6 protein-coding genes and 1 pseudogene are annotated in these 7,604 nt (G+C 69.3%); all 7 read left to right on the top strand.

The window, feature by feature from the left end; all coding sequences use genetic code 11:
- Nucleotides 1–1,118 (top strand): annotated as a pseudogene (locus ACFXOO_RS15055) (primosomal protein); the annotation flags it as partial.
- On the top strand, nucleotides 1,118–2,155 hold the full coding sequence (locus ACFXOO_RS15050) for an HAD-IIA family hydrolase (protein ID WP_394563986.1): 1,038 nt from the start codon (nucleotides 1,118–1,120) through the stop codon (nucleotides 2,153–2,155). The pseudogene ACFXOO_RS15055 and the gene ACFXOO_RS15050, both read left to right, overlap by 1 nt.
- A gap of 42 nt (nucleotides 2,156–2,197) precedes the next feature.
- On the top strand, nucleotides 2,198–2,347 hold the full coding sequence (locus tag ACFXOO_RS15045) for a hypothetical protein (RefSeq protein WP_378840357.1): 150 nt from the start codon (nucleotides 2,198–2,200) through the stop codon (nucleotides 2,345–2,347).
- A gap of 8 nt (nucleotides 2,348–2,355) precedes the next feature.
- On the top strand, nucleotides 2,356–3,156 hold the full coding sequence (locus ACFXOO_RS15040) for a TlyA family RNA methyltransferase (protein WP_378840355.1): 801 nt from the start codon (nucleotides 2,356–2,358) through the stop codon (nucleotides 3,154–3,156).
- Complete coding sequence (locus ACFXOO_RS15035) at nucleotides 3,153–4,109, top strand: NAD kinase (protein ID WP_378854364.1); 957 nt, start codon at nucleotides 3,153–3,155, stop codon at nucleotides 4,107–4,109. Before ACFXOO_RS15040 ends, ACFXOO_RS15035 begins: the two co-directional genes overlap by 4 nt.
- Before the next feature lie 52 nt (nucleotides 4,110–4,161).
- Nucleotides 4,162–5,853, top strand: a complete 1,692-nt coding sequence (gene recN / locus ACFXOO_RS15030; RefSeq protein ID WP_394563985.1) for a DNA repair protein RecN — start codon at nucleotides 4,162–4,164, stop codon at nucleotides 5,851–5,853.
- 55 nt (nucleotides 5,854–5,908) lie between these two features.
- A complete protein-coding gene (locus ACFXOO_RS15025) occupies nucleotides 5,909–7,600 on the top strand; it encodes a CTP synthase (protein ID WP_394563984.1) in 1,692 nt (563 codons plus the stop codon).
- Nucleotides 7,601–7,604: the final 4 nt, after the last annotated feature.

Genomic DNA, 7,604 nt, shown 5'->3' with positions numbered 1-7,604 from the left:
GGAAGTCGTACCCGCCCCGCGATGGGGAGCGGAAGTCGTACCCGCCCCGCGATGGGGAGCGGAAGTCGTACCCGCCCCGCGATGGGGAGCGGAAGTCGTACCCGCCCCGCGATGGGGAGCGGAAGTCGTACCCGCCCCGCGATGGGGAGCGGAAGTCCTACCCGCCCCGCGATGGGGAGCGCAGGTCGCACGCGCCGCGGGCGGGTCGCGAGCGGGAGGCACGCCCCGGTGACGAGCTGCGGCCGGTCCGTGCCCATCATGACGACCCCGTCCTGCCGGACGACGTCACACCGCAGGATCTTCCAGCCAGTGCGCGTAACGAGCTCAAGACCCTGAGTAAGGAGAACGCCGAGGGCGTGGCGCGACACCTTGCGATGGCTTCCCGGCTGATCGAGGACGATCCTGAGCTGGCGCACCAGCACGCGGTATCTGCCTCACGCCGAGCGGGGCGCATCGCGCTGGTGCGCGAAACGCTCGCCATCACGGCCTACACGATCGGCGACTACGCCCTTGCTCTTCGCGAACTGCGCACGTACCGACGCATCTCCGGGAAAGACGACCAGATCGCCCTGATGGTGGACAGCGAGCGCGGGGTGGGCCGACCGGATCGCGGCCTCGAGCTCGGTCGTTCCGTCGATCGCTCCACGCTGAGCACCCCCGTACGCGTAGAGCTGGCGATCGCCATGTCGGGAGCACGCCTCGACCAGAGCGAGCCCGAACGAGCATTGACGGAGCTCGATATCCCCGAGCTCGACCCTGACCGCGCGTTCGAGTGGAGTCCCGCGCTGTTCGCCGCCCGTGCCACGGTGCTGGAGGAGCTCGGTCGCCACGACGAGGCCGCGCAATGGCGCCGTCGGGCGACGATTGCCGAAGAGGCCCTCGGGGTCGACGATGACGGCGGCAGCGAAGAGGTCGTCTTCGTGGATGAGGTCGACGAGATCATCCTCGACGACGACGACGACGACGACGACGACGACGACGACGACGACGATGACGACGACGACGACGATGACGATGAGTCCGCTGAGTCGGGTATGCCCCGCCTCGCTCCGGACGCGGAGATCGACCCGGAAGACCGCACCGAGCGGGCCGCTGCCTCTGATGATGAGCAGGTGTGATGGGCCTCTTCTCCAAAAGCGCCCCGGCGCGCACACCGCTTGACGGAGTCGACGTCGTGCTGGCAGATCTCGACGGCGTGGTGTACGCAGGGGCTGGAGCGCTGCCGCATGCGATCGAGAGCCTGAACGCCGCGGGCCGCACGCGGCGGCTGGGGTACATCACCAACAACGCGTCGCGCACCGATGCGTCCGTGGCGATGCACTTGCGAGAACTCGGCTTGCACACCGAGCCGGCGGACGTCGTCACGAGCCCGCAGGCTGCAGTGCGCCTGCTCGGCGATCGCGTGACGCCGGGGGCAACCGTTCTGGTCGTGGGCGGCGAGGGCCTCGTGGTCGAACTGGAGAAGGCGGGCTACGTCGTCACGCGCAGCGCCGATGACCGTCCCGCAGCCGTCCTCCAAGGCTTCGCGCCCGAGGTGGGCTGGTCGCAGCTCGCCGAGGCTGCCTATGCTCTGGCCCTTCCCGAGGAAGAGGGAGGCATCCCGTGGATCGCCACGAACACGGACTGGACGATCCCGCAGGCCCGCGGGATCGCGCCGGGAAACGGCACTCTGGTGTCGGCCGTGCACACAGCGGTCGGTCGTCTGGCAATCGTCGCGGGCAAGCCGGAGGCGGCGATCTTCCAGGAGGCCGTTGCACGGTTCGGTGCGCAGCATCCGCTTTTCCTCGGTGATCGTCTGGACACCGACATCATGGGAGCCGTGCGGGCCGGGCTCCCTTCGGCACTCGTGCTGACCGGCATCGACCGACCCAAGCATGTACTGGCGGCACCGCCGGACTCGCGACCGACGTACATTCTGGGCGATCTTCGCGAGCTGCATGAGCCCTACCCCGAGTCGACCGTTCACGGAGACACCACCACCGTCCGCGGCGCCGCGGTACGGATCGACGGACCCGACGTGCACATCGTGCGCGAAGGGGACCGCCCGATCGACCTCGTACGCGCGGGGGCGGCCGCCATCTGGGCCACCGGTCGCGGAATCTTCGGCTTCCGCGTGCCCGAGCGCTTGTATCGCGACACCTTCCACACGCGCTGAAGCGGCGGCCGGTTCAGCGACGGCGTCGCGTAGTCTGGCGTTATGACCGACGTCCCATCTTCTGAGAACGATCGGGAGCTGCTGAGCCGCCTGCGCGTGATCGAGGAGCAGCCGTTGGACACGCGCGCGGACGCGTACGCGGCACTGCACGACCAGCTGGTGACGCGCCTCGAGTCCGGCCCGCAGGGCTGATCCGCACGATGACCCAGCGACTGGACGCGGCCCTGGCCGCGCGCGGGTTGTCGCGCTCCCGCACCCACGCCGCGACCCTGATCGCCGCGGGTCTCGTGACGGTGGACGGCCGTGGGGTCGTGAAGGCTTCCACTCCCGTCGCCGACGACGCGGTTCTGGAAGTGGCCGGCGCCGATCACTACGTCAGCCGCGCGTCCCACAAGCTGATCGCCGGACTCGACGCGTTCGAAGTCGACGTCCGAGCACGTTGCGCTCTCGACATCGGCGCCTCCACCGGCGGCTTCACCCAGGTTCTGCGCGAACGGGGCGCCGCGCCCGTGATCGCCTTGGATGTCGGACATGGACAGCTCGCAGCATCCGTCGCCGCCGACTCCGGCGTGATCCCGATCGAGGGATTCAACGCGCGAGAGCTGAGTCCCGCCTCCCTTCGGGAGGCGAGCGGAGTCGATACGTCCCCGGACGTGGTGACGGGAGACCTGTCGTTCATTTCGCTCGCCCACGTTCTGGGGCCGATCCGTGCGACGGCGGCCCGAGATGCCGACATCGTCCTTCTCGTGAAACCGCAGTTCGAGGTCGGTCGTACGTCGGTCAAGGGCGGACTGGTGACGGATGCTGCACTCCGCGCCGACGCCGTCAGCGGCGTGCTGTGGTCGGCGTGGGACGTCGGGCTCGGAACCCTCGGTGTGATCGCGTCACCGATCGTGGGAACCCATGGCAATGCCGAGTTCCTGGCGCACTTCGCGTCGGACCGCGGGCGCAATCCGACAGAATGGCTGGATACCGTCAGTCAGTTGGCAGGAGAGCGATGAACGAGGAACGCAAGATCCTCGTGGTGGTGCACGCCCGCCGCGACGACACGGTCGATGCTGCGCAGCGCGTGTTCGACGAGCTGTCGGCCGCGGGTGCGCGCGCCGTCGTCACCCCCGACGACCGGGCGGGGCTCGCTGTGATGATGGGCGATCTCGACGGCGTCCTCACGCTGGGGGAGGACGTCGCGCTCGACGACATCGAGCTGGCCATCTCCCTGGGAGGAGATGGCACGATCCTGCGAGCGGCAGAGATCGTCCGCGACAGTACGGCGCCGGTGCTCGGCATCAATATGGGGCACGTCGGGTTTCTGGCCGAGATCGAGCGCGACGACATGGTCGACGCCGTGCGGCATGTCATCGCCCGCGACTACCGCGTCGAGGAGCGGCTCGCGCTGCAGGTCCGCGTGAAGGACTCCGCCGACGCGGTGATCTATGAGACCTGGGCGCTGAACGAGGCGACGGTCGAGAAAGCGAGCCGCGAGCGGATGCTCGAAGTCGTCATGGAAGTCGACGGACGTCCCCTGTCGAGCTTCGGCTGCGACGGCGTCGTCGTATCGACTCCCACCGGGTCGACGGCCTACAACTTCTCCGCGGGGGGACCGGTGATCTGGCCGACCGTCGAGGCCATCGCCGTGGTCCCGCTCTCCGCCCACGCCCTCTTCGCACGCCCACTGGTGGTCGGACCGGAAGCCGCGGTGGCGATCGAAGTGCTCGAGCGCACGGACGGCGTCGGTATTCTCTGGTGCGACGGGCGTCGCTCGCACGAGCTGCCGCCCGGCGCGCGTGTCGTCGTCCGTCGCTCCGACCGCCCCGTACGCCTTGCACGGCTCCACCCCGCTGCGTTCACCGACCGACTCGTACGCAAGTTCCAGCTGCCCGTCGTGGGGTGGCGGGGCCCCGCGGCACTCGACGCAGCGGTGACGGGCGCCGTCGTCCGTCCGGTCGGGCCGTGAGCGTGTCGGACGGCGACGCCCTTCTCCGCCACGACATTCACGGTAACCGCCCGTGATCGAGGAAGTGCGACTGCGCGATCTCGGAGTGATCGCCGAAGCCACCCTGCCCATCGGGCCCGGCTTCACCGCGATCACGGGCGAGACCGGTGCCGGCAAGACGATGGTCGTGACCGGCCTCGGTCTGCTTCTCGGCCAGCGGGCGGACTCCGGAGCGGTTCGCGCCGGCGCGGCGCAGGCCGCCGTCGACGGCGTGTGGATCGTGCCCGCCACGGGCGCGGTCGCCGACCGCGTGCACGAGGCCGGCGGGGAACTCGAGCCGATTGATCAGGGGCGGGCCGAACTGCTCGTCGGGCGGACGATCTCCAGCGAGGGGCGGAGCAGAGCGACCGTCGGCGGTCGAGCCGCACCGGCCGGGGTGCTGGCCGAGCTCGCAGACGCGCTCGTGGTGGTGCACGGGCAGTCGGATCAGCTCAGACTGCGCACGAGTGCGGCGCAACGGAATGCGCTCGATCGATTCGGTGGTGCGCCCGTGGCCGCGGCTCTCGCACGCTATCGCGCTCACTTCGCCGAGTGGCGGCGGATCGACGGCGAGCTCGCGAGTCTTCTGGGCGACCGGGACGCGCGTGCGCAGCGGGCCGCACGACTGCGGGCGACGCTCGCCGAGATCGAAGCGATCGATCCTCAGCCCGGCGAAGACGTCGAACTCGCCCACCGAGCAGAACGGCTCGCGAACGCAGAAGAGCTTCGCGTCGCCGCCCTCCTCGCGCACGCTGCTCTCTCGGGCGACGGCGACGCGCCCGATGTCGGCATCCTGTTGGCCGACGTGCGACGCACGCTGGAGCGCGCCGCCGGGAAGGATCCGACGCTCGACGACATGGCTGCGACCGCGGCGGACCTCGGGTACCGCGCTGTGGATCTCGCCACCGCGCTGGCCGGCTACCTCGCGGACCTCGACGAGGCGGGTCCCCACGAACTGGCCACGGTGGAGGAACGGCGAGCGGCGGTGACCGCGCTCGTGCGGGCACACGGCAGCCTCGAGGACGCGCTCGAGATCTGGCGGACCGGATCGGAGACCCTCGCCGAGCTGGATGACGACGGCGATCGCGTGCAGAGACTCGCGGGCGAACGGGATGCCGCGGCATCCGCTCTCGACGAATCCGCCGCCGCCCTCACCCGCGCCCGCACAGAGGCGGCCGGTCGACTCGCGTCGGCGGTCACAGACGAACTGCACGCCCTCGCCATGCCGGACGCGCGCCTGTCGGTGGCCGTGACGGAGGGCGCCGAGACGGCCGCGGGTCGCGACGATGTGGCTGTCCTGCTCGCGCCGCACCCCGGTGCGGAGCCGCGGGCGGTGTCGCGCGGTGCATCGGGCGGTGAACTGAGCCGAGTGATGCTCGCCATCGAAGTCGTCATCGCCGCCACCGACCCGGTGCCCACCTTCGTGTTCGACGAGGTCGACGCGGGTATCGGCGGTGCCGCGGCGATCGAGGTCGGCCGCCGTTTGGCGCGTCTGGCCGAGAGCTCCCAGGTCATCGCCGTGACCCACCTGGCCCAAGTGGCGGCGTTCGCGAGCAACCACCTCACCGTGGTGAAAGCCCACGACGGCTCGGTGACGGCATCGAGCGTGCGACGGTTGGAGGGGACCGATCGCGAGGCCGAGATGGCCCGTCTTCTGTCCGGCCTCGCCGATTCCGACGCGGCCCGCACTCACGCGCGCGAGCTCCTGGAACTCGCCCGTGGCTGAGCGCGCTCGGGTGCTGCTCAGCCGCCTCCTCTCAAGACTGTTAGGGTAGAAGCCCGTGGCGGATACTTCAGACTCGGGACCTCAGAACGACATCACCAGGCACATTTTCGTGACGGGCGGTGTCGTTTCCTCGTTGGGGAAGGGTCTGACCGCTGCGAGCCTGGGCAACCTCCTCACGGCGCGCGGGCTTCGGGTCGTCATGCAGAAACTCGACCCGTATCTGAATGTGGATCCGGGCACGATGAACCCCTTCCAGCACGGTGAGGTGTTCGTCACGGACGACGGCGCAGAGACAGACCTCGACATCGGGCACTACGAGCGGTTCCTGGACATCGAGCTCAGCCAGGCGGCCAACGTCACCACCGGCCAGATCTACTCGCAGGTGATTGCGAAGGAACGCCGGGGCGAGTACCTCGGTGACACGGTGCAGGTCATCCCGCACATCACCGACGAGATCAAGCGGCGGATGCGTCTGCAGGCCAGCGAAGAACCGCGCCCCGACGTGATCATCACCGAGATCGGCGGCACGGTCGGTGACATCGAATCGCAGCCCTTCATCGAGTCGGCCCGTCAGATCAGGCACGAGCTCGGCCGGCAGAACGTCTTCTTCGTCCACGTCTCGCTCGTGCCGTTCATGGGCGCGTCCGGCGAACAGAAGACCAAGCCGACGCAGCATTCCGTGGCGACGCTGCGCTCGATCGGCATCCAGCCCGACGCGCTCGTGCTGCGCAGCGACCGGCCGGTGACCGAGTCGAACAAGCGCAAGATCGCCCTGATGTGCGACGTGGATGAGAGCGCCGTCGTCAACGCCGTCGACGTGCCCAGCATCTACGACATCCCCACCATGCTGAATGAGCAGGGTCTCGACGAGTACATCGTGCGCACTCTCGGTCTCGGAAAGGCGGCCGAGGTCGACTGGACGCGCTGGGACAAAGTGCTGCAGGCGGTGCACAACCCGAAGCACGACGTGACGATCGGGCTCGTCGGTAAGTACATCGATCTGCCCGATGCCTACCTGAGTGTGACCGAGGCGCTGAAGGCCGGCGGTTTCGCGCAGGAGACCCATGTCACGATCCGGTGGGTGCCCTCCGACCAATGCGAGACGCCCGAGGGCGCGGCCCGCGCGCTGGGCGAACTCGACGGGATCGTCGTGCCCGGCGGGTTCGGGATCCGGGGCATCGAGGGAAAGCTGGGCGCTCTGCGCTTCGCCCGCGAACAGGGCATACCGACCCTCGGCCTGTGCCTCGGCCTGCAGTGCATGGTCGTCGAGTACGCCCGCACGATGGCCGGACTCGAGGGTGCCTCGTCGAGCGAGTTCGACCCCGATACCGAATTCCCCGTGATCGCAACCATGGCCGAGCAGGTCGAGATCATCGCCGGCGGCGACCTCGGCGGGACGATGCGACTGGGGATGTACCCTGCCGACCTCGCCGAAGGCTCGCTCGCCGCCGAGGTCTACGGCGCCACACGGATCGATGAGCGCCACCGGCACCGTTACGAGGTCAACAACCACTACCGTCAGCAGCTCACCGACGCGGGTCTGGTCTTCTCGGGCCTCTCACCCGACCGCAACCTGGTCGAGTTCGTCGAGCTGCCCCGCGACGTGCACCCGTATTACATCGCCACCCAGGCCCACCCCGAGCTGCGCTCGCGGCCGACCGATCCTCATCCGTTGTTCCGTGGGCTGGTGGCCGCCGCACTCGAACGCCATCGTGCGAGCGAGCTCTTCGACGACGAGGGGGAGTGACCCG

The organism is Microbacterium sp. P03 (assembly GCF_043556235.1).
Taxonomy (GTDB): domain Bacteria; phylum Actinomycetota; class Actinomycetes; order Actinomycetales; family Microbacteriaceae; genus Microbacterium.
The sequence above is the reverse complement of the archived record's forward strand: the minus strand, read 5'-3'. Positions and strand labels throughout refer to the sequence as shown.